The organism is Hymenobacter sp. BT559 (assembly GCF_017571525.1).
Classification (GTDB): Bacteria; Bacteroidota; Bacteroidia; order Cytophagales; family Hymenobacteraceae; genus Hymenobacter; species Hymenobacter ginsengisoli.
Genome location: NZ_JAGETY010000006.1, coordinates 283,057 through 302,996 on the forward strand (window position 1 = coordinate 283,057; position 19,940 = coordinate 302,996).

The window sequence follows — 19,940 nt, forward strand, 5'->3', positions numbered from 1 at the left end:
AAATAAAACCTCGATAATCAGGCGCTTACGAACTCGATAAAAAATGGCTTGATGAAAAAAGTACTAGGGTGACGGGATTTTATCCTATTTGGAAAATGCTCGTAGGTTTGGACCAGTTCTGCACAGCACTGCTACCATACTCGATAAGCTATCGCCATGAGCCTGACATTTTTTCACCACTCAATTTTTCTCACCCATGTACAACCTACTTGTTGCCGCCTGCCTGACTGCTAGCCTCGCTCACGCCTCAGCTGCTAAGAAGCCCACCGCTAAAAAGCCCGCTGAAGAGTATCCGAAGGCCATTCAGGTGCGGGCCACTACGCTTACCCAGGCGCTGGCCCACCGCATTCACCTCAACGAGGGCCAGTATCTGCGTATTAAGCGTCTGCACCTGCAATACCTCACCGAGCGCCGCGACCTGGAGATGGACCTCGTGGGTGCTCCCGCAGCCGAGCGCGACACCAAGCTGGCCGCCGCTCAGCAGCAATACGAGCAGTCGCTCAACGACCTGCTGTACCCCGACCAGCGCCTGGCGTACCAGCAGCTACGGGCCAATTTCACGGCCCACCGCCTCTAGGGTGTAATAAGTTTTGGTTGCCGCCGATGCAGGCCTAGCCAGCGTCGGCGGCAACCGAAACTTACCAGCTTTTATGCGACAGTTTGAATATCTTTTGCTCGATACAGTTGCGGGCTTTTTCAGCGGTATCGATTACCCCGAACTTACCACTCGCCTTAACCAACTAGGCCGTTAGGGATGGGAAGTAGTAGCAGTAGTAGATACGGCTTTTACTGAGAACCGCACCAGAGGACTCCTTTTTACGCTCAAGCGCGAGAAATCCTCAGCAGCAGGGTAGGGCAGGAGCCAAAAAGAGCGGGCAGCCTACCGATTGGTAGGCTGCCCGCTCTTTTTGGCAAAAGTGCTTAAGCGCGCTCGCCGATGGCTACGTAGTCGCGCTCGGTGGCGCCCACGTAAATCTGGCGGGGGCGGCCGATGGGCTCCTTGTTTTCGCGCATCTCTTTCCACTGGGCAATCCAGCCGGGGAGGCGGCCCAGGGCAAACATCACCGTGAACATTTCGGTGGGAATGCCGAGCGCCTTGTAGATGATGCCCGAGTAGAAGTCCACGTTCGGGTACAGCTTGCGGTCGATGAAGTACTGGTTGGTGAGGGCGGCTTGCTCCAACTCCTGCGCTATTTTCAGCAGCGGGCTGTCTTGCATACCCAGCGCTTGTAGCACCTCGTCGGCAGCAACCTTGATGATTTTGGCGCGCGGGTCGAAGTTCTTGTACACGCGGTGGCCAAAGCCCATGAGGCGGAACGGGTCGTTCTTGTCCTTGGCCTTTGCGATGAATTTGCTGGTGTCGCCGCCGTCCTTTTCGATGGCTTCGAGCATCTCAATCACCTCCTGGTTGGCGCCGCCGTGCAGGGGGCCCCACAGCGCGTTGATGCCCGCCGATACCGAGCCGTAGAGGCTGGCGTTGGCCGAGCCTACAAGGCGCACGGTGCTGGTCGAGCAGTTTTGCTCGTGGTCGGCGTGCAGGATGAGCAGCTTGTTCAAGGCACTCACTACCACGGGGTTGATTTCATACTTCTCAGTCGGGAAGCTGAACATCATATACAGGAAGTTGGCGCAGTAGTCGAGGTCGTTGCGCGGGTAGTTGAGCGGGTGGCCCATCGAGTTTTTGTACGTCCAGGCCGCGATGGTGCTCATCTTGGCCATGAGGCGCACAATGGTCAGGTCCAGCTCCTCGGTGCTCTGGTTGGGGTCGAGGCTCTCGGGGTAGAAGCCGGTAAGCACGCAGGTGAGGCTGCTGAGAATGGCCATCGGGTGGATAGCCGAGGGGAAGCCGTCAAAAATCTTGCGGATATCCTCGTGCACCAGCGTATGCTTGGTGATGGTGCCGGCGAAGGCGTTGAGCTGCTCGGTGGTAGGCAGTTCGCCGTAAATCAGCAGGTAGGCTACCTCCAAGAAGTTTGACTTTTCAGCCAGCTGCTCAATCGGATAGCCGCGGTAGCGCAAAATTCCTTCCTCGCCATCGAGAAACGTGATGGCGCTCTTGGTGGCGCCGGTGTTTTTATAGCCCGAGTCGAGCGTCACGTAGCCCGTTTGGTCGCGCAGCTTGCCAATGTCAAAGGCCTTTTCGTGCTCGGTGCCCTCAAAAATGGGCAGGCTAATGGACTGGCCGCCCGGTAAGTTAAGTTCAGCAGTTTCTGCCATTGGATGGGTAGGATAGGGAATTGAGGTAGCAGCCTATTGAAGGCGCTAAGCTACGGCCCACGCCGTAAGCCGGAAAGCTTTTAGCTAACGTGCACCGAGTGTACTACAGTGCTAGCCCGGCGGAGGTTTCGCTAAGTATCACAGTTTGGCGCACAAAGCTCAGCGAGAACGTTTGCGCGGATTGTCAGGCCAGCCCGATTATTTGCCAATGCAAAACTGGGTGAAGATGCTCGTCAGCAGGTCATCAGTTGAGATTTCGCCCGTTATCGACCCTAGCGCCGCCAAGGCGTGGCGCAGGTCGGCGGCCAGCAGCTCGGTGCCGCGCCCCTGCGCTAGCCCCTGCTCCACGGCCGCTAGGTAGCCCAAGGCTTCTTCGAGCGCCCGGGCGTGGCGCACGTTGGTCACGATGGTGGCCGAGCCGGCGCCGGCTAGCCCCGCCCCGCGCACCTGCGCCAGCAAGGCGGCTTGCAGCTCCTCGAGCCCCTGGCGCTGCCCGGCCGAGATAATCTCTACCGTCTGGTTTTCGCCGGCCAGTGCCTGAAAAGCCGCTAGCTGCGCGGGGCTGGCCAAGTCGCGCTTGTTGCCCACGGCCAGCGCCGGCAGCTTGGGCAGCGCAGCAGTCAGCTCCGCAATATCGGCTTGCACCTCGCTAGGCGTCAATTCAGTGAGGTCGAAGAGGTAGAGCAGCAGGGCGGCCTGACCTATGCGCTCGCGGGTGCGGCGCACCCCGATGGCCTCTACCTCGTCGGCAGGGTTGTCGCGCAGGCCGGCCGTGTCTACGAAGCGGAAGCGCAGCCCGTCGATGCTTACTTCATCCTCAATAAAGTCGCGGGTGGTACCCGGAATGGCCGACACAATGGCCCGCTCTTCACGTAGCAGCGCGTTGAGCAAGGTCGATTTGCCAGCGTTGGGCCGGCCCGCAATGACGGTCGTGATGCCGTTCTTAATCACGTTGCCCAGCTCAAATGAGCGCAGCAGCCCGCGCACCACGCCCTGCACCTCGGCCAGCAGCCGGGCTAGCCCGCTGCGGTCAGCAAATTCTACGTCTTCTTCGCCAAAATCGAGCTCCAATTCCAGCAGCGCCGCAAACTGCACGAGCTGTGCCCGCAAGCCGCGCAGCTCGTCCGAGAAGCCGCCACGCAGCTGATTGAGTGCCACTTGGTGGCTCAGGGCCGAGTCGGCCGCGATGAGGTCGGCCACGGCCTCCGCCTGGGCCAGGTCGAGGGCGCCGTTGAGGAAGGCGCGCTTGGTAAACTCGCCGGCCTCGGCCAGGCGGGCGCCCTGGCGCAGGAAAGCCGCTAAAATCTGGCGCACAATGAAATCGGAGCCGTGGCCCGAAATCTCGACCACGTCTTCGCGGGTGTACGAGCGCGGCGCCCGGTAGAGCGCCACCACCACTTCATCCAAAATTTCTCCGCTAGCGGGCTCCCGTAGTGTGCCGTAGTGCAGCGTGTGGCCGGGCTGGCCAGCCAGGTTTTTCTTAGAAAACAGCGCCTGGGTAATGCCTACGGCATCGGGGCCCGAGAGGCGCACCACAGCCAGCGCCCCCGCGCCGGGCGGCGTGGAGAGGGCCACAATGGTATCGGATAAGGTCTGAACCACGGATTCGACGGATTTTTCGGATTTCACAGATTTTGTAGACGGCACGCCGCAACTCGGAACCTTGGTGCCAACACAAGCGGAAGAACCTGGCGGGCCAAGCTACAAAAGAGAATCGTCCCCAAAATCCGACTAATCCGAAAAATCCGTCGAATCCGTGGTTCAGATATCAGGTAGTAAACAAATTGCGCCCCACTTCGGCCGAGATGACGAGGGTTCGCTCTTCGTTAATGCTCACTTGTAATGAGTTATCAAAAAGCATTCTTTCCTGCACCCGCACCTGCGCCCCCAGCGGCAGGCCCACTTTGTCGAGGTACTGCAGGAAGGGCGCCGAGGTGTCGCGCACGGCGGCAAGGGTGCCGCACTCCCCCACGGCCAAGTCGGTGAGCAGGCGGTGGGCCGGGCGGCGCACGGCGCCATCTTCGGCCGGAATAGGGTCGCCGTGCGGGTCGAAGGTCGGGAAGTTCAGAAAGGCATCGAGCCGGCGCATGAGTAGCGGCGACTGCACGTGCTCCAGCTCCTCGGCCACCTCGTGCACCTCATCCCAATTAAAGCCGAGCTGCTGCACCAAAAACACTTCCCAGAGCCGGTGCTTGCGCACTGTGAGCAGGGCTAGCCGCCGCCCTTCGGGCGTGAGGCGCACCCCGCGGTACTTCTCGTATTCAAGGAGTTCCTTCTCGGCCAGGCGGCGCAGCATATCCGTAACCGAGGCGGCGCGGGTGGCTAGGGCCGCTGCTATGCGGTTGGTGCTCACATCCTGCCCCGGCTCGGCTTCGGCCAGCTTGTATATGGTTTTAAGGTAGTTTTCCTCGGTGTGGCTGGGCATATAATTACATTGCCATCCCTATCTGATTGACCAAACGAAGCATCCTATAAGGTTAGAACAAGGTGTATGAACCTGGCTAAATGCTTCCTTCGGGCCATCAAATAGGCATGACGGCTGATTTACCATTTAATCAGCGCCGAGGCCCAGGTGAAGCCCGAGCCGAAAGCGGCCAGGCACACCAGGTCGCCGCGCTTGATGCGGCCCTCCTGCACGGCCTCGCTCAGAGCAATCGGAATGCTGGCGGCGGTGGTGTTGCCGTAGCGCTGGATGTTGCTGAACACCTTATCATCGGCTAGGCCCATTTTCTGCTGCACGTACTGCGTAATGCGCAGGTTGGCCTGGTGCGGAATAAGCAGGTCGATGTCGGCCGGCTGATAATTGTTCTGGTCGAGGGCCTCCTTAATAACCTGCGGGAAGCGCACCACGGCATGCTTAAACACGTTTTGGCCGTTCATGTAGGGGTACATATCGGCTTCATTGGCGATGGCATAGTCCACGCGGCCCTCGCGGTTCGAGCCCGGCTCCTTCACAATCAGCTCCTCGGCAAACTCACCCTGGGCGTGCAGGTGCGTGCTCAGGATGCCATTGCCTTCAGTGCGGGCGGGGCGCAGCACCACGGCGCCGGCGCCATCGCCAAAAATGACCGATACGGCCCGGCCGCGCGTGCTTTTGTCGAGGCCCGAGGAGTGAATTTCGGAGCCCACTACGAGCACGGTATCGTACATGCCGGTGCGCACAAACTGGTCGGCCACCGACAGGCCGTAGATGAAGCCCGAGCACTGGTTGCGCACGTCGAGGGCCGGCACATTGCCCGTCATGCCAAGCTCGCGCTGCATGAGCACGCCCGAGCCAGGGAAGAAGTAATCGGGTGAGAGCGTGGCAAATACGATAAGCTGCACATCGTCCACACTCAGGCCAGCATTGGCCAGGGCGCGGCGGGCGGCCTCGGCGCCCATGCCGGCGGTAGTGTCCTTACCTTCCTCAAACCAGCGCCGCTCCTGGATGCCGGTGCGCTCCTGAATCCAGGCGTCGGTAGTTTCCATGAGCTGTTCGAGGTCGGCGTTTTTGACAACGCGGTCGGGGACGTAGTGGCCCACACCGGCAATTTCGGCGTGGCGCAGGGTGGTGGGTGAAGCCATGAGAACAGGGGCGTGAGAGGGGTGGGAAGCGCAATGGTACAGAAAATCAGCAGCGTACCGGCCTGCAAGTAAGAGAAATTTAGCCGAACGATACCAGCCGCTGGCTGGCCCGTTTCCACCCGGCTACGCGAAAGGGGCCGCAAAGGTCGGGCCTAGCTAGAGGGTTTCCAGCAAATGCCGCAATTTTTTGCCTTCACTGGCCCAAAGCACCTCGCCAGGCAGGCCGTGGCGGTAGAAGCCGCCAGTAGCGAGCTGGGCCCGCGCGGCCAGCTCAGCTAGCAGGGCGGACGCGTCAGGGCGCTCAGTGTCAACGCTCAGGCCTGCATCATGCTGCTGAATGAGTGCTTCCCAGAGCGGATTGTTAGGGATGAGTACCGGCAGGCCGTGGGCCAGGTACTCAAAGAGCTTAGTGGGCCGGCAGCGCCAGGTGCTCGGGTGCTCCTTATATAAGGCCAGTCCCAGGTGGCTGCGCCCGATTTCGGCTACGATGGCGGCGTGGGGCACGGCGTCGGCACCGCCAATGAGCTGAATTGGTAGTCCCTGCTGCTCGCCGCGCCGGAGGTGGGCTAGCAATGCTGGCTGCTGGCAAAAGCCGATAATAGTAAGTAGAACGCCGCCCGGCCGGCTGGCCTGCACCGCCCTGGCTAACTCGACGGCGGCGAAAATGCCGTTCAGCTCGGAAATGGTGCCCGAGTACAGCAGCCGCAGGGGTTCATCGGGGGCCGGCAGCGGGCGCGGGCTAGTGGGTAGGTGCTCGCCAAGAGCAGGCTGGTATTTGTTTTCGAGCACCACCACGCGGCTAGCGGGCAGCAATCGCAAAAACGGCAGCTCGGCCGCATAGCTTTCCTCGGCCAACGTGAGCGCGGCAGCCCGGCGGGCGGCTAGCCCCTCCACCCAGCGCAGGCCTGCTGCCAGCGCTCGCCGCGCCAGCCCTTGGTACACGCCTTGGGTCGAAACGTTGAGCGCGTAGTTTTCGCGGATGTCATAGATAAACTGCCGGCCCGGCCCCAGCGCCCGCCACAGCAGCGTGAGGGGCAGCAGCTCGGGCGCGTGCACCACCACCAGCCGGGGCCGAAGCTGCCGCAACAAGCGCCAGTAGCGCACCTGAGCCCCTAGCCGCCCCAGGCTCAGGCGGGTGCCCCAGAAGATGGGATGCTGGCTAATGCCGGCCACCGGGGGGCTAGCCGCGCTGGCTCGCCCGGCCACGGCCACCTGCGCACCGGCATCGGCCAGGGTGCGCGCAAACTTGCCCAGCATCCGGGTATCGTTGGTGGGCTTCAGGACGGAGGCGAGCAGAATCAAGGGTGGGCCGAAAAAAACAGGCTAGCTGCCGGTAAGCTGGTTAAAGCGGGTAGTTCAATCTAGCGCCAAAGATGGTAGTTTTGCCTTAATTCTACTTTCTACTCTGCTTTTTTGCATGCATACCGAAACTCATCACAGCCCCGTACTCGACCGTTTTGCCGCTCAGGAGGCCATTGAGGCGGCCTGGGCCGACCGCACCCTGCTCGACCAGCCCGAAACCAAAACCGCCATCGAGCACGTCATCGAAGACCTCGACAAAGGCCACCTGCGCGTAGCGGAACCCCCTACCGAAGAAGGCGGCCAGTGGACCATCAACGAGTGGGTAAAAAAGGCCGTTATTCTCTACTTCCCCATCCGCCAGATGGCGACCCAGGAAGTCGGCCCCTTTGAGTACCACGACAAAATGGCCCTCAAAACCGACTACGCCGGCCAGAAAGTGCGCGTGGTGCCGCCCGCCGTGGCCCGCTACGGCGCCTACCTGGCCCCCGGCGTTATCCTGATGCCCAGCTACACCAACATCGGCGCCTACGTGGGCGAAGGCACGATGGTCGACACCTGGGCCACCGTGGGCAGCTGCGCCCAAGTAGGCAAGCACGTGCACCTGAGTGGCGGCGTAGGCCTGGGCGGCGTGCTGGAGCCCGTGCAGGCGCAACCTGTTATTATCGAAGACGGCGCCTTCATTGGCTCGCGTTGCATCCTAGTCGAAGGCTGCCGCATCGGCAAAGAAGCCGTGATTGGCGCGGGTGTCACCATCACCGGCAGCACCAAAATCATCGACGTAACCGGTCCCGAGCCCAAAGAATACCGTGGCTACGTGCCCGCCCGCTCGGTGGTCATTCCCGGTTCCATTCCCAAGCAATTCCCGGCCGGCGAGTACCAGGTGCCCTGCGCCCTCATCATCGGCCAGCGCAAGCCCAGCACTGATTTAAAAACCTCGCTCAATGATGCGTTGCGCGATTTTGGAGTGAGTGTATAATTCTGAAATATGGAGTTCAGAATAAATAGCCGGGACGTTCTTATAAGCCTTATAATATTAAATCTGTTTGCCCTCCTAGGTGTCCAAGTATCCCACATAGGCCGGCATGGAAATATTCCTAATAAGGCGATTCCTTACGTATTGGTGTTTTTTAACTTACTCCTGTTCTTTGGTGGATTAGCTGACCAGCCATTGAGATTTATCAAGATTGATAAACAAGCGGATAGTGTAACTTATGCGCTTCTTTTTCATTCTTCACAAACGGTAAGCTACACGAGACTACAAAGCGAATGGATTACCAAGAAGCGAGTTAGCCGTTTTGGCACCAGGACTGAAAACATTTTGTCGTTCAAGCTAAGTGACCAAGAAATCTTCTCCTTAAGCGAAAATTCATTTGGCTGGTCAAAAGAACAATTAGACCATATCCACGAAGCAGTGATTATTAAAGGCTAAGCAATAAAAAAGCCCGCTAACTAGCGGGCTTTTTATTTTCAAGTATCAATAGCAATTACGCCTCCATAGATTTCAACTTCTCGCCAAACAGCGCCTTCACCTTATCCACTTTGGGCTTGGCCACAAATTGGCAGTAGGGCTCGTGGCCGTGCAGGTTGAAATAATTCTGGTGGTAATTCTCGGCTACATAGAACTCGGGCGCGGCCGTTATTTCCGTTACCACGGGGTTGGGGAAGGCGTGGCCGTCGTTGAGCTTCTGCTTGTACTCTTCGGCTAGGCGCTTCTGCTCATCGCTGTGGTAATAAATGACCGAGCGATACTGCGTGCCCACGTCGGCGCCCTGGCGGTTAAGGGTCGTCGGGTCGTGCGTTTTCCAGAAGATTTCCAGCAGCTCCTTGTAGCTGATAACGGCCGGGTCGAAAGTGATGTCGATTACCTCGGCGTGGCCAGTCATGCCGCTGCACACTTCCTTATAGGTAGGGTTTTTAATGCGGCCCCCGGCGTAGCCCGAAACCACTTTTTCAACGCCTTTCAGATTTTGAAAAACGGCCTCGACGCACCAGAAGCAGCCGGCTCCAAACGTTGCATGTTCCATGAGTAAGTAACCAATGGCGCAGATTAGCGCGGATTAATTTGAGTTTCGCTGTTTCACTTACAGCGCCCGGATATAACGCAAATTGGACTAATACTGTTCAGGCACTGCCTCGGCACCGGGCGCTACTTTCGGAAGCGGCTAGCCACCACCAGGTCTTTCGAGCCGGCGGTATACTGGTAGAAACCTTCGCCCGATTTTACCCCTAGCCGGCCGGCCATTACCATGTTTACCAGCAGCGGGCACGGGGCGTACTTGGGGTTGCCGAGGCCCTCGTGCAGCACCCGCAAAATGGCCAGGCATACATCGAGCCCGATAAAGTCGGCTAGCTGCAGCGGACCCATGGGGTGGGCCATCCCGAGCTTCATCACGGTGTCGATTTCTTCTACGCCGGCTACGCCCTCAAACAGGCTGATAATGGCCTCATTAATCATGGGCATCAGGATGCGGTTGGCCACGAAGCCGGGATAATCATTCACCTCGGTAGGCGTTTTGCCGAGCTGGCGCGAAAGGGCCATCACGCGCTCAGTCACCTCGTCGGAAGTGGCGTAGCCGCGAATTACTTCTACCAGTTTCATTACCGGCACCGGGTTCATAAAGTGCATCCCGATAACCTGCGCCGGCCGCTTGGTCACGGCCGCGATTTTGGTAATCGAAATCGACGACGTGTTGCTGGCCAGGATGGCGCCGGCCGGCGCGTGCTGGTCGAGGTCACGGAAAATCTGGAGCTTGAGGTCCACGTTTTCGGTGGCCGCTTCTACCACGAGCTCGGCGCCGGCTACCCCCTCGGCGAGGCTCGTGAAGGTGCGCAGGCGGCCTAGCGTGGCCGTTTTGTCATCCTCACTCAGCGTAGCCTTGGCTACCTGGCGGTCAAGGTTTTTGGTGATGGTAGCCATGCCCCGGTCGAGGGCGGGCTGGTTGATATCAATAAGGGCTACGGCAAAGCCGTGCTGGGCAAAAACGTGGGCAATACCATTGCCCATAGTGCCCGAGCCAATAACGGCAACGTTCATCGGGTGGGAGGAAAAGGGTAAAAGATGGCGGCTAGACAGCAAAACGCTTCCGCAAAACAAAGCTACTGGCTAACGCCCGTTAGCCTGGCCAAGGAAAAAAAATGTATACAACTTCATCCTTTTTCCAGCCGAGCCGTACAAATCCCACAAGCCACCTAAAACAGGCTTAGAATACCTTCTCACCTTCATTCTTTCTCCTTTTCACTCATGGGCAATCTGCTGTATATCATCGCCGTCATTCTCATCATCATCTGGGCACTCGGCTTTTTCGGCGTGCTGGGCGCGGGCCTGGCGGGCAACAACCTGCTTCACATTCTGCTGGTAATTGCCATTATTGCCATTCTGCTGCGCGTTATCAGCGGCCGCAACCCGGTATAATTCCGGAGAGTTGCTACTACATAAAAAAGCCCCCGCTGCCAGTGCAGCGGGGGCTTTTTGTGTGCCCAAATGTTGGAATAGGGGCCTAGCGGCCGATATTGAACAGGAAGTTGAAGCGAATGACCGGGTTAGGGTAAATGCTGTTGTAATTGTCCTGGAAATTGTACAGCAGCACAATGTCAGCCGCTGCGCGGTTGCTAATCTGTGAGCGGTAGCCCACGCCGGCTAGCGGTGTCTGCACCGTGCGGGTTACGGTGCCCACATAGTTGTTGTACTGGTCGAAGGCCAGCAGCTGGGCCTTGGTCGACTCATATTCGGCGTGAATGAAGAACTGGTCGATAACCCGGAACTGCGCAAATACCTTAGCGCCGAAGTTGCTGGTGCTCACGCTGCTACTCGCGCCATTGCCGTTGTCCTGTCCATAGTAGTTGTAGGCGTAGCTAATGCCTGGGCCAATGGAAAACCGGTCGGTGACGCGGTAACCAATTGCCGGCGAGATGCTAAAGCTAAAGTTGCTCAGGCCATAGTACGAGCTGTAGCCCAGGCCGATGCCCGAATAAATAAACAGCTTGGTGTATTGCTCAGCATGTTGCTCGGCGGCTTTGCGGGCCTGCTCGCGGCCCGGCAGCTCCAGGCCCGAGGGGCTATCCTGGCTAGGGGCGGGCAAGGGCTGCGCCGCAGCTGGTGCGGGTGCCTGGCCCGGGGTATATACCGGAATAGTAGGCGCTACATTGGTCGTATCTACTGCGGGGCGGGTAGGAGCCGGGCGGGCCGGCACCGCGCCGGGAGGGGCCGTGTTCAGCGCGGGTTTTTCCTGGGCTTGGCTGCGGCCGGGGGCTAGCCAGGCCGCAGTGCCCAGCAAAAAGGGAAGAAGCAGACGTTTCATGAAGGGAAATTAGCGGAGAGGCGAAAAGAATTAATGAAGAAGCCAGAAGTACTAGACGAAACCCCGAACTACGTCTGCTTAATTCCTCAGCTTAAGCCAGCTGATACATTTTTTGACGCTGCGCTTTCAGGGTTTCGTCGGCCAGGTATTCTTCGTAATTCATGCGGCGGTCGATGATGCCCTCGGGCGTCAATTCGATAATGCGGTTGGCCACCGTTTCGATGAACTGCAAGTCGTGCGAGGCAAAAATGAGCGAGCCCGTAAAGTCTTTCAACCCGTTGTTCAGGGCCTGAATACTTTCCAGGTCCAGGTGGTTGGTCGGGTCGTCGAGCACCAGCACGTTGCCGCTTTCCAGCATCATTTTCGAAAGCATGCAGCGCACTTTTTCGCCGCCGCTCAGCACGTTGGGCTTCTTCTGCGATTCTTCGCCCGAGAACAGCATGCGGCCCAGCCAGCCGCGCACAAAGCTCTCGTCTTTTTCCACCGAGTACTGGCGCAGCCAGTCCACAAGGTTCATGTTGTCGGCTTGGAAGAAGGCGCTGTTTTCCTTCGGAAAGTAGCTAGGGGTGATGGTGGTTCCCCACTTATACTCGCCTTTATCGGCCTTCGTCTCGCCAAAAATGATATCGAACAGCAGCGAGGCGGCGCGGTCATCGCGGCCCACGATGGCCACCTTGTCGCCTTTGTCGAGCGTGAACGACACGTTCTTGAGCACCGAGTGGCCATCTACGCGCTTGCTCACGCCCTCCACACTCAGCAGCTGGTTGCCAGCTTCGCGCTCGGGCTTGAAGGCAATGTACGGGTAGCGGCGCGACGACGGCTTAATCTCTTCCAACGTCAGCTTTTGCAGCAGCTTCTGGCGGCTGGTGGCCTGCTTTGATTTCGAAGCGTTGGCCGAGAAGCGGCGCACAAACTCTTCGAGCTCTTTGCGCTTGTCTTCGGTCTTCTTGTTCACTTCCTGGCGCTGGCGCAGGGCTAGCTGGCTGCTCTCGTACCAGAACGAGTAGTTGCCGGGGTACATCGTGATTTTCGAGAAGTCCAGGTCGGCCATGTAGTTACACACGGCGTCGAGGAAGTGGCGGTCGTGGCTCACCACAATCACGGTGTTCTCGAAGTTGTCGAGGAAGTTTTCGAGCCAGAGCACGCTCTCGGCATCGAGGTTGTTGGTCGGTTCGTCGAGCAGCAGCACGTCGGGGTTGCCAAACAGCGCCTGGGCCAGCAGCACGCGCACCTTTTCGCTAGCCCCCAGGTCGGCCATCAGGCTCTGGTGCTTGTCTTCAGTGATGCCGAGGCCGCTCAGCAGCTCGGCCGCCTGGTACTCCGCGTCCCAGCCACTCATGTCGGCAAATTCACCTTCGAGCACCCCTAGCCGCTCGCCGTCGGCGTCGGTAGCCGTGCCCAGGTCGTATTTGGCGTAGAGCGCGTCTTTTTCGCGCATCACAGCGGCCAGCTTCTGGTGGCCCTGAATGACGGTAGCTAGCACCTGCTGGTCGTCGTAGGCAAACTGGTTCTGCTTGAGCACGGCCAGGCGCTGGCCGGCGGGCATCTCCACCGAGCCGGTGTTGGGCTCAATTTCGCCCGAGAGTATCTTCAAAAAGGTGGATTTGCCGGCGCCGTTGGCCCCAATGAGGCCATACACGTTGCCGGGCAAAAACTTCACCGTTACGTCTTCAAACAGCACCCGCTTGCCGTAGCGCAAGCTCACGTTGGTCGTGGAAATCATCTAAGCCAGAAATAAAAATCCAAAAAACTAGGCAAAAATACGCCGCCGCCCGGCCTTGCCCTAGTCAAACGCCGGTCGGCGCTGATTTGTGCCCTGCTCCTGCGCACAACACCAACGCCAAAAAATGAGTATAGAAGAACAGGCCACCGCGGCCGATTGCTCGCTGTTTCACTTCACGCTAACTTTTTTATGGCTGCTACTTCCATCACCGCGCCAACGGCGCGCACGCTTACCCCCGAACAAAATGGCTTTCGCTACGGCGTAATGACTAGCGTGGTGCTGTGCGTTTATACGCTGGCCGCCGCGCTGCTGGGCTTTTTCTCGCGCATTGAGGCCGGTAGCCTCGATGTGTTGATACTTATCACAGGCTCGGTGCTGGCTATCAGGTACCTACATCAGTTGCGTGGCAACCAAATGCCCTACCTGGGCGGCTATGGCACGGGTATTATTACGGCCATGGTGGCTTCTGTAATACTAGGCCTGTTTTTCATCATCCTGACGGCCATCATGCCGCACTCGCTCGACCTGACGCAGGTAGAAAACCTGTTTGGCTTCGACTTGTCGGTGGTGGTTGCGTTTCTGGCCATCATCCTGCTAGGCACCATGACGGGCGTTATCACCTCGCTCGTGGCCATGCAGTATTATAAAGCTGACACCGTTGACCCGCTGAAAGCAATGGAGCGCTAGAAAAACCAGCAAAATGAAGGCCCCCATTTCCAGCCTGGAAGTGGGGGCCTTTTTGTTTTGGACAAAGGGTTATCTGGTAGAAAATCAGGCCGAAAGTGCGGGCAAGGTAAAGGGCACAAACTGGCTCACATCGCCGCCGAACCGGTGAATTTCGCGGATGATGGTGCTGCTCACGGCCGCCTGGGTGGGCGAGGTCACCAGAAACACGGTTTCGAGGCCGGGGCTGAGCTGGCGGTTGGCCTGGGCAATGGCATTTTCATACTCAAAATCAAGCGTATTGCGCAGGCCGCGCAGCAGGTAGCTAGCCCCCGTTTCGCGGGTAAACTCGGTGGTGAGCCCCTGGTAGCTGCGCACCGATACGCGCGGCTCATCGGCAAACAAGGCGTCGAGCTGGGCCGTGAGCCAGGCGAGCGGAAATTGACGCTGCTTGCTGCTATTGGTGCCGATGGCAATGATTACCTCGTCAAACAGCCCCACGCCGCGCCGCACAATATCGAGGTGGCCGTTGGTAAACGGGTCGAAAGAGCCGGGGAAAAGCGCAATTCTTTTCATGTAGTTGCGGCTGGCTTATTGCCGAAATTTGCTAATAACCAATCAGTGCCTACTCGCAAAAAGCCAGGCTGAATAAATCGAAGTGCCGATACTCGGCCACCTCGTTGAGGTAATAAAAATACTGCAGGCCAAACGGCCGCGCGCCAAAGCGCAGGTTGCGCACGTAGGTGCTCAGCAGCGCAAACGTGGCCGAGTCGCTCGTGAGCTCACCCCAGATGGTGACGGTGTCCTGGTCGGGGTTGAGGCCCAGCTCCTGCATCACGAGGATGGTATAATAGGCCACATCTTCGGCCGTGCTCACCGTGAAGGAATTGCAGAACTCGACCTGCGTGCCCAGCACTACGGCCGTCAGCTCGTAGTCGGCCAGGCTGAGGTAGAGCTGGCGCGGCGCGGCGCCGGGCCCGCGCTGGTGCAGCAGCCCGCCCAGCAGCGCGCTGGCCTGCGGCAGCAGCCGTGCGCTAGGCCCGTGCACCCGCTGCAGCCACTGCACTAGGCTGCCAGGGGCCGCAAACAGGCTCACAATATCAGTGGCCGGGGCGGGCAGGGGCAGCGTATAAGCCAGGGCCTCTTCGCTAGGGGCCAGCGCGTGGTGCAGGCCCAGGTAGGCAGTTTCATCGCCGGTGCGGTAGAGGGGCGCGGGCAGCAGCGGCGAGGCGCCGCCCCCTAGCGCCAGGCGCAGGCGCGCCCAGCCCGGCTGGCCCAGCAGCGTACTCGCCGCCACGGCCGGCAGCTCGGCCAGCGAGTTGGCGGGCAGGTCGTCGAAAGCGACTATTTTATGGCGGGCAACATCCAGCACGGCCAGGCGCAAGCGGCCGGGGCTAGCCACCGCATACAGGTGGTAGGCCGTGAGGTTGGCTGCGTCGAAGGTATCGTCGCGCAGGCTCAGCGTGGGGGTAGCGGGCAGGGTAGAAGTAGCAGACACGGGCAAAAAAGGCCCGCCCAGCGGCCGGCCGGGGTAAAGATAGTTGGCGGTGCGCCTCAGGAGCACGCAGTAGGCAAGGCTAGTAATTGGGGCGGCCGTGCTAGCCCTGGCGGCCCGCCAGCAGCGTGTTAGTTCAGCAGAACCTGCGGCACAAACACGTCGTCGGTGCTGAGGAGCCCGCGCAGCACGGGGTGCACCTGGGCCAGCGGCAGAGCTAGCAGCTGGCGCGGGGTGTACCAGGCCAGCTCGGTGAGCAGTTGGGCATCGGGTGCATGCTCAGGGTCGTGGCCCAGGCGTGGCGTGGTGGCGGGGTCGTCGGCCAGTACTTCAAAAAATATTTCCAGCGCCTGCAGCTCATCGCGCCGAAACTCGTGCAGGTGCAGCTGCCGGCCCACGCGCACCGCTAGCCCCGTTTCTTCCAAAAATTCGCGCTGCAAGGCTTCTTTCAGGCTTTCGCCAAAGGCCCAGCCCCCGCCGGGCGGCGACCAGAACGTAGCACCATCGGGCAGCAGCCCGCGGTGGGCCGCCAGCAAAATGGCTCCGTTGCGCACCAGGATGCCGCCCACACGCACGCGCACCGTTCCGGTGTAGGGGGTTAATAATGAATTAGTTGCCTGAATAGGGTCAGTGGGCATACATGCAAAGCTAGCCGGAATAATCTGGGGCCTCTACGCAAACCCATCCTGGATGGGTGAAGCGACCACCCGCGCCGCGCGCCGCTGCCGCCAGCGCCGCCACCGGCTGGCTATGAATACCAGCAGCGCCAGCACCAGGCCGGCCATCACCAACGGCAGCAGCAGCGTGAGGAAGGTGCCGGCCACGGCGAGCACGTTTTCGAGGGTGGCAAACAGGGGGTTGGCTAGCCCGCCGGTAGTGGCCGTGGAGCCGGCCCGCAGCAGCGCCGTGCCGCCCTGCACCACGCCCGCCGCACCGCCACCCACCAGGATGCCGAGCGTCCAGCGCAGGGTGGGGTCGAGGTGGGTGAGCGAAGAGGTCATAAGCAAAGTGCCCGCGATGAAGGAAGCCGGCGTGGTAAGCGTGTCGAGCAAATGGTCGAAGAAGGGCACATAGTAGCCCACCAGCTCGGCCACGGTGGCGGTGGCCAGCACCACCAGGGCCGTCCAGCTGCTCAGCCAGTCGAAGCCCGGCGAGCTGGGCAGCCAGCCCACCCGGTGGGCCACGCTGGCCGCCAGCAGCGGCACAAACACCCGAAAGCCGCTGCACGCGGCCAGCCCCAGGCCCAGCGCGCCGGCCACGAGGTACTGCAAAGTCGATAGATGGTCCATAGCAAGCAGGGAGCTGCAAAAATGTGGCCGTAAGGTAAGCACCCCTGGCCGGCCGGTATCTTTGAGCTACTTATGAACGCAGTTACGCCCGAACCCGCCCTCGACCTCGAAGTCCGCATCCGCGAAAAGCTCAAGCGCCAGCACTTTATGCACCTCATCGGGGCCGACCTCACCCGCATCGAGCCCGGCCGCATCGAGGCCGAGCTGCCGCTAGAGGTGCAGCACCAGCAGCAGCGCGGCTTTGCCCACGGCGGCCTCGTGGCCACCATGGCCGACCTGGCCGCGGGGTTTGCCGCCGTCACGCTCGTGCCCGAAAACTTCGGCGTGGTTACTTCCGACCTGAAAGTGAGTTACCTAAATCCCGGCGTGGGCCAGCGAATCAAAGCCATCGGCTGGGTGTTAAAAGCCGGGCGGCGCCTGCATTTCTGCGAGGCCGAAGTGTGGTGCGATGACGTGCTGATTGCCAAGGCTTCGGCCACGATGGCGGTGATTGAGCCGGTTGGCTAATAGTTATTACGCCGCTCGTTAGGTTTTTTAAATCCATCTGTTCTGCTGGCGAAAGAGCAAAACAAACGTTAGTAGCTGTGCTAAAAGCTAGATTTCCCTCGGTCCGCGATTATTTCCCGTTCGAGCCGACCGACGACCAGGCCGAATTATTCGTGCAGCTCGATGAGTTTTTGCGCGACCAACTGCCGGGGCGGAAGGTGTTTGTGCTGCGCGGCTACGCCGGCACCGGCAAAACCACCGTTGTGAGCGCCCTCGTGCAGTGGCTAGGCCGCATGCAGCGCCGCTACGCGCTCATGGCGCCCACCGGCCGCGCCGCCAAGGTGATGAGCGCCTACGCGGGCGTGCCAGCCAGCACCATTCACAAAAAAATATACCGCCAAACCAGCGGCTCGCCCAGCGAGCGCCTCAGCTTCACGCGCCAGCCCAATCGCCAAGAGGAAACGCTTTTTATTGTGGATGAGGCCTCTATGATTTCTGATGAGAAGGCTTTTGGCGAAAACGGCCTGCTCGACGACCTCATGGGCTTCGTGTTTGAGCGCAGCACCAACCGGCTGCTGCTCATCGGCGACACGGCCCAGCTGCCGCCGGTGGGCCAGCTGCTGAGCCCCGCCCTCGACCCTGAGCTGCTAGCCCATCGTTTCCGTGCTAGGGTCGATGGGGTAGAGCTGCGCCAGGTAATGCGTCAGGCCGAGGCCTCGGGCATCCTAGTGAATGCCACCGAGCTGCGCGAGGAATTGCGCGAGGAAACGCCGGATATTCACTTGCATACCAAGGGCTTTCGCGACATTTTTAAGATGGGTGGCGACAAGCTCGAAGACGGTCTGCGCTGGGCCTATCGCCACTTCGGCCACGAGAACACGACCATCATTTGCCGCTCCAACCGCAACGCTAACCAGTACAACCAACTTATCCGGCGCACGCTGTTTGAAGCTGAGGAAGAGATTGAGGCTGGCGACTACATCATGGTGGTGCGCAACAATTATTTCTGGCTGCCCAAAGATTCGGAAATCGGCTTTCTGGCGAATGGCGATTTTCTGGAAATTCAAAAGATAATACGCCGCGAAGAGGTCTTTGGCTGCCGCTTTGCGCAGGCCAGGGTACGCCTGGTAGACTACCCCGACGAGCCCGAGCTGGAAGTGAAGCTGCTGCTCGATACGCTGCACACCGAAAGCCCCTCGCTGCCGCGCGACCAAAACGAGAAGCTGTACCAAGCCATTACCGAAGATTACGCCCACCTCACCAAGAAGAGCGAGCGCAACGCCGAGATGCGCAAAGACCCGTATCTCAATGCGTTGCAAATAAAGTTTGCCTACGCCCTCACGTGCCATAAGGCGCAGGGCGGCCAGTGGCAGGCGGTGTTTGTCGACCATGGCTTTATCAAGCCCGACGAGCCGGTGGGCGGCGAGTTTGCGCGCTGGCTCTACACAGCCATTACGCGGGCGTCGGAGCGGCTGTTCCTGCTCAATTTTCAGCGGCGGCTGCTGGCTGAAAATGAGGCAGAAGCAAGCGAATAGCGCGGTGCAGAAGAATTGGAATTATAGGAATGAAGCGCTTACCTTGGTCGCGCATTTTTCATCTTTTCTACCTCCCTTTTTTCTGCCTGCTTTATGAAACATCTTTTCCTGGCTTTTGCCCTGCTGTTTACAGTGGGCGTGGCGGCTGCCCAAACGCGTGAAATCTACACCAGCCCCAAGTTTAAGGAGCTAGCCAAAGACCACAAGGTGCTGGCCATCCTGCCCTTCAAGGCCACGCTATCGCTGCGCCCTAATGAAGTGGCCAAAAATGGCGGCCCCGAAGGCGTGCACCAGCTGGAGCTGCGCGAAGGCCTGAATGTGCAAAGCGCCCTGCAATCGTACTTCCTCAAGCAAAAGCAAGACAAGGATATGACGATAGACGTGCAGGACGTTGCCAAAACCAACGCGCTGCTGGCCAAAACCAACATCACGGCCGAGAAGATGCCCACCATGACGATGGAGGAGCTAGCCCAGCTGCTGGGCGTAGACGGCATTATCTCGGGCACGTTTGAAAGCTCGCAGCCTTTCTCCAATGGGGCGGCCATCGCCATGACCATGATGGTGGGTTTTAGCGGCTCAACCAACACAGGCAAGCTGAGCATCAACATCCACGATGGCAAAACGAGCGAGCTGCTGTGGAAATACGATAAAAGCCTTGGGCGCGGCCTGGGCTCCGATACGGGCAGCATTATCACGGTAATTATGCGCAAGGCATCGCGTCAATTTCCGTATTCCAAGGAATTCAAAAGCTAGCTGTGGGGTTAGCGGCCTAGCGTTGGCCGACGTTGTTGTTAAATTGGCCGCAGATTTGCCAGCGCCGGCTTATCGCTTAAATTTGTTTTTCTCCCAATAACCCAATCCTACCCCTGTCATGACGAAGATGCTGCTGCTGGCCCTGGGCCTCACGTTTGCGGGCACCGCTGCCCACGCTCAGGCCACCAAGCCTGCCAAAGCCACCGCGAAGCCGGCCGGCCCCCAGATTGAGTTTTCGGAAGTGAAGTACGACTTCGGCACCATCAAGCAGGGCGACATTGTGGACCACGTGTTTAAGTTTAAGAACACTGGCACCCAGCCGCTCGTGATTTCTAACATCGGCGTAAGCTGCGGCTGCACCACCCCTAGCTGGACCAAAGAGCCCGTGCAGCCCGGCAAAACCGGCACCATCTCGGCCAAATTCAACTCGGCTGGCAAAATGGGCATGCAAACCAAAGTGCTGACCATCGACTCGAACTCGGCCGGTGGCAGCACCACCGTGTCGCTCGTAGGCGAGGTAAAGGAAGCCGCCACGGCTTCGGCTAAGTAAGCGCTTTTTAGCTACTATTAGCTATAAAAAAGGGGCTAGCCACTGTGGCTAGCCCCTTTTTTTGC

At 59.4% G+C, this 19,940-nt stretch carries 22 protein-coding genes; 9 read left to right on the plus strand and 13 right to left on the minus strand.

Annotated elements, in window-relative coordinates; translation table 11 throughout:
- Positions 1-196: 196 nt before the first annotated feature.
- Entirely contained in the window at positions 197-577 is a 381-nt protein-coding gene (locus J4D99_RS10770; protein WP_208131703.1) for a hypothetical protein, read from the plus strand.
- Between the two features lie 344 nt (positions 578-921).
- Here J4D99_RS10770 and J4D99_RS10775 read toward each other — a convergent pair whose 3' ends face one another.
- From J4D99_RS10775 to J4D99_RS10795, 5 genes are all read right to left on the minus strand, one after another.
- A complete protein-coding gene (locus J4D99_RS10775) occupies positions 922-2,217 on the minus strand; it encodes a citrate synthase (protein ID WP_208131704.1) in 1,296 nt (431 codons plus the stop codon).
- A gap of 198 nt (positions 2,218-2,415) precedes the next feature.
- Positions 2,416-3,819: a tRNA uridine-5-carboxymethylaminomethyl(34) synthesis GTPase MnmE gene (gene mnmE / locus J4D99_RS10780; protein ID WP_208131705.1), complete on the minus strand. Its 1,404-nt coding sequence runs from the start codon at positions 3,817-3,819 to the stop codon at positions 2,416-2,418.
- A gap of 166 nt (positions 3,820-3,985) precedes the next feature.
- A complete protein-coding gene (locus J4D99_RS10785) occupies positions 3,986-4,642 on the minus strand; it encodes a metal-dependent transcriptional regulator (protein ID WP_208131706.1) in 657 nt (218 codons plus the stop codon).
- 119 nt (positions 4,643-4,761) lie between these two features.
- Positions 4,762-5,781, minus strand: coding sequence for a 3-oxoacyl-ACP synthase III family protein (locus J4D99_RS10790; RefSeq protein WP_208131707.1), 1,020 nt, complete (start codon positions 5,779-5,781; stop codon positions 4,762-4,764).
- Between the two features lie 156 nt (positions 5,782-5,937).
- Complete coding sequence (locus J4D99_RS10795; protein ID WP_208131708.1) at positions 5,938-7,083, minus strand: glycosyltransferase; 1,146 nt, start codon at positions 7,081-7,083, stop codon at positions 5,938-5,940.
- 115 nt (positions 7,084-7,198) lie between these two features.
- Here J4D99_RS10795 and J4D99_RS10800 point away from each other — a divergent pair, with 115 nt between their 5' ends.
- Both J4D99_RS10800 and J4D99_RS10805 read left to right on the plus strand, forming a co-directional pair.
- On the plus strand, positions 7,199-8,059 hold the full coding sequence (locus tag J4D99_RS10800) for a 2,3,4,5-tetrahydropyridine-2,6-dicarboxylate N-succinyltransferase (protein WP_208131709.1): 861 nt from the start codon (positions 7,199-7,201) through the stop codon (positions 8,057-8,059).
- 144 nt (positions 8,060-8,203) lie between these two features.
- On the plus strand, positions 8,204-8,512 hold the full coding sequence (locus J4D99_RS10805; RefSeq protein ID WP_208131710.1) for a hypothetical protein: 309 nt from the start codon (positions 8,204-8,206) through the stop codon (positions 8,510-8,512).
- Between the two features lie 55 nt (positions 8,513-8,567).
- Here J4D99_RS10805 and msrA read toward each other — a convergent pair whose 3' ends face one another.
- Entirely contained in the window at positions 8,568-9,107 is a 540-nt protein-coding gene (gene msrA, locus J4D99_RS10810) for a peptide-methionine (S)-S-oxide reductase MsrA (RefSeq protein WP_208131711.1), read from the minus strand.
- A gap of 122 nt (positions 9,108-9,229) precedes the next feature.
- A complete protein-coding gene (locus J4D99_RS10815; protein ID WP_208131712.1) occupies positions 9,230-10,117 on the minus strand; it encodes a 3-hydroxyacyl-CoA dehydrogenase family protein in 888 nt (295 codons plus the stop codon).
- 207 nt (positions 10,118-10,324) lie between these two features.
- On the opposite strand from J4D99_RS10815, the gene J4D99_RS10820 reads away from it, so the two are divergent.
- Positions 10,325-10,495, plus strand: a complete 171-nt coding sequence (locus J4D99_RS10820) for a lmo0937 family membrane protein (RefSeq protein ID WP_208131713.1) — start codon at positions 10,325-10,327, stop codon at positions 10,493-10,495.
- 85 nt (positions 10,496-10,580) lie between these two features.
- Here the strand turns inward: J4D99_RS10820 and J4D99_RS10825 are convergent, their stop codons facing one another.
- Both J4D99_RS10825 and J4D99_RS10830 read right to left on the minus strand, forming a co-directional pair.
- On the minus strand, positions 10,581-11,381 hold the full coding sequence (locus J4D99_RS10825; protein WP_208131714.1) for an outer membrane protein: 801 nt from the start codon (positions 11,379-11,381) through the stop codon (positions 10,581-10,583).
- Between the two features lie 91 nt (positions 11,382-11,472).
- On the minus strand, positions 11,473-13,104 hold the full coding sequence (locus tag J4D99_RS10830; RefSeq protein WP_208131715.1) for an ABC-F family ATP-binding cassette domain-containing protein: 1,632 nt from the start codon (positions 13,102-13,104) through the stop codon (positions 11,473-11,475).
- Between the two features lie 189 nt (positions 13,105-13,293).
- Between J4D99_RS10830 and J4D99_RS10835 the strand changes: the two genes are divergently transcribed.
- Positions 13,294-13,791 carry a hypothetical protein gene (locus J4D99_RS10835; RefSeq protein WP_208131716.1) on the plus strand — a complete coding sequence of 166 codons (498 nt, stop codon included), beginning with the start codon at positions 13,294-13,296 and terminating at the stop codon, positions 13,789-13,791.
- Positions 13,792-13,875: 84 nt separating this feature from the next.
- Here the strand turns inward: J4D99_RS10835 and coaD are convergent, their stop codons facing one another.
- The 4 genes from coaD to J4D99_RS10855 all read right to left on the minus strand — a co-directional run bounded on the left by coaD (position 13,876) and on the right by J4D99_RS10855 (position 16,551).
- Complete coding sequence (coaD, locus tag J4D99_RS10840) at positions 13,876-14,343, minus strand: pantetheine-phosphate adenylyltransferase (RefSeq protein ID WP_208131717.1); 468 nt, start codon at positions 14,341-14,343, stop codon at positions 13,876-13,878.
- A 49-nt stretch (positions 14,344-14,392) separates the two neighbouring features.
- Positions 14,393-15,265, minus strand: coding sequence for a DUF3822 family protein (locus J4D99_RS10845; protein ID WP_208131718.1), 873 nt, complete (start codon positions 15,263-15,265; stop codon positions 14,393-14,395).
- Between the two features lie 128 nt (positions 15,266-15,393).
- Positions 15,394-15,900 carry an NUDIX domain-containing protein gene (locus J4D99_RS10850; protein WP_208131719.1) on the minus strand — a complete coding sequence of 169 codons (507 nt, stop codon included), beginning with the start codon at positions 15,898-15,900 and terminating at the stop codon, positions 15,394-15,396.
- A gap of 33 nt (positions 15,901-15,933) precedes the next feature.
- Positions 15,934-16,551: a DUF4126 domain-containing protein gene (locus J4D99_RS10855; protein WP_208131720.1), complete on the minus strand. Its 618-nt coding sequence runs from the start codon at positions 16,549-16,551 to the stop codon at positions 15,934-15,936.
- Positions 16,552-16,623: 72 nt separating this feature from the next.
- Between J4D99_RS10855 and J4D99_RS10860 the strand changes: the two genes are divergently transcribed.
- The 4 genes from J4D99_RS10860 (at position 16,624) to J4D99_RS10875 (ending at position 19,875) form a co-directional block, all read left to right on the plus strand.
- Positions 16,624-17,058, plus strand: a complete 435-nt coding sequence (locus tag J4D99_RS10860) for a PaaI family thioesterase (RefSeq protein ID WP_208131721.1) — start codon at positions 16,624-16,626, stop codon at positions 17,056-17,058.
- 77 nt (positions 17,059-17,135) lie between these two features.
- Positions 17,136-18,572, plus strand: a complete 1,437-nt coding sequence (locus J4D99_RS10865) for an ATP-dependent DNA helicase (RefSeq protein ID WP_208131722.1) — start codon at positions 17,136-17,138, stop codon at positions 18,570-18,572.
- A 93-nt stretch (positions 18,573-18,665) separates the two neighbouring features.
- Positions 18,666-19,325: a hypothetical protein gene (locus J4D99_RS10870; RefSeq protein WP_208131723.1), complete on the plus strand. Its 660-nt coding sequence runs from the start codon at positions 18,666-18,668 to the stop codon at positions 19,323-19,325.
- A gap of 118 nt (positions 19,326-19,443) precedes the next feature.
- Complete coding sequence (locus J4D99_RS10875) at positions 19,444-19,875, plus strand: DUF1573 domain-containing protein (RefSeq protein WP_208131724.1); 432 nt, start codon at positions 19,444-19,446, stop codon at positions 19,873-19,875.
- The last annotated feature ends 65 nt before the right edge of the window (positions 19,876-19,940 follow it).